The sequence below is a fragment of the Nitrosomonas supralitoralis genome (genome assembly GCF_003011925.2).
Classification (GTDB): Bacteria; Pseudomonadota; Gammaproteobacteria; order Burkholderiales; family Nitrosomonadaceae; genus Nitrosomonas; species Nitrosomonas supralitoralis.
Map to the genome: position 1 here is coordinate 1 of NZ_PXXU01000144.1, position 1,637 is coordinate 1,637.

2 protein-coding genes are annotated in these 1,637 nt (G+C 34.7%); one reads left to right on the plus strand and one right to left on the minus strand.

What is annotated here, in order from left to right; all coding sequences use genetic code 11:
• The first annotated feature begins 388 nt into the window (after positions 1-388).
• Positions 389-622: an SOS response-associated peptidase family protein gene (locus C7H79_RS19635; RefSeq protein WP_106708416.1), complete on the plus strand. Its 234-nt coding sequence runs from the start codon at positions 389-391 to the stop codon at positions 620-622.
• A 532-nt stretch (positions 623-1,154) separates the two neighbouring features.
• Here the strand turns inward: C7H79_RS19635 and C7H79_RS17050 are convergent.
• A partial coding sequence (locus C7H79_RS17050; protein ID WP_172592502.1) for an MEDS domain-containing protein occupies positions 1,155-1,637 on the minus strand: 483 nt, incomplete at its 5' end.

Genomic DNA, 1,637 nt, shown 5'->3' on the forward strand with positions numbered 1-1,637 from the left:
GGAATGGTACAAAGCGGCATCAATGCCAGAAGTACTACCATGGTTCAATATTGCCCCCAGGTCCAATACTCATACGGGAGTCTAGGGAAGAACGAGAGGGTTTATTCATGCAATGGAGTTTTGTTCCTCGCTGGGTAAAGGATATTAAGAAAATTACCTTTACTCAATAATGCACGAGCTGAAACAGTCTCAATAAACCCAATTTTCAAAAAATGAATTTCATACTCAAAGATGCATAATACCGGTCACTGGATTTATGAATGGAAATCACCTAAAGACGCCACGCATAAACAACATATTATTATATTTCATCTAAGGATGATGGTTGCCCTATGTCTTTTGCGGGAATATGGATAATCGCTACAATTAACGATATCGATATTATAAGTTGCTCAATCATCACTCCGAATGTAATGAACTAATGCGGCCTGCTCATAACCGAATGCCTGCAATCCTTCCTTATGAATCAATAGATGCTTGGCTGAACCCAGAGAAATTATCAGCTGAAATTTTGGAGTTTTTTCTTAAGCCCTATGATTCTGAGAAAATGCAATTCTGGCCAGTCTCACCTGCAGTCAATAAGGCGTCAAGTCAAGGAGAACAGCTAATTCAATCTCTCTAAAGATATCTTTGCTAAAAGATTAATTTTCAAATGAAACTTAGTTCAATGTAGTTTCTCAATGGAGAGATCTAAATTGTTAGAAGACGCACCGAGACCAGATCTTAATGATGACATAATGAAAAATTGCTCTATTCAGGATTTTATATGTCATTCGATGAAATTAATGATTCCCAGAAGAAATCTAGCCCTATAACTTTACTTTTATTTTTCTTATTAATTCTGACTAGCGTCCTTATTGGAGGAATGATATGGACGCTGTTTTATCCAGAACTATCTAATGTTCCGCAAGGGGTAAAGCAATTATTTAATTCACTTTAGGATATTTTTAATTCGCGGATGCATTTTAGCAATGAAAGAAAAATATATTCATTTAATAAATTCATTTGCAAGTTACACAAATAAAAATTGCGAGGAGAAGCCTTCAGCGCAATTTAATGTGTTCATTTAACTTCTAAATTACTATTTACAATAAAATATTAAATGAATCATTATTTTTTTGGAAATAATTTATTTGCTTGAAACGGTTTAAAATTTAATTATTAGATGAGCTTAATTGAATCCGCGGGGTTTGGGAATAGGCAAATTTTTCTGCCATCCGATTCCAGGCTATTTCTAGAGCATTTACCACATCCGATTCTTCACTCGAAACAGTAGATTCATGTTTTTTATTTGGAATTAGATGCTTATGACATTCACTAATTAAATGCAAGGAATCCTCAAAGGTTGAAGGATGTTGAAAGCCAAGGGAATACGAGCAAAGAAGGGAGAATTCTTGTTTATGGGTTAAATTAACCCATAACTCTTCCAGTTGAATAGCCGCTTTATGTTTGCCTTCTTGCCAAAGCATAGCTACCATTCCACCAAAAACTCTAACTTTCCCAAACCTTAATCGTAAAGATTCAAGCGGGTCAGCAATATGTTCCTGAAAAAATTCTTCATCCAGACCTTCATCTATAAGCAAACTAGATAATAAGTGGTCAGCTTCTAAAAATTTTATTTGACCTTGATCTTTTAA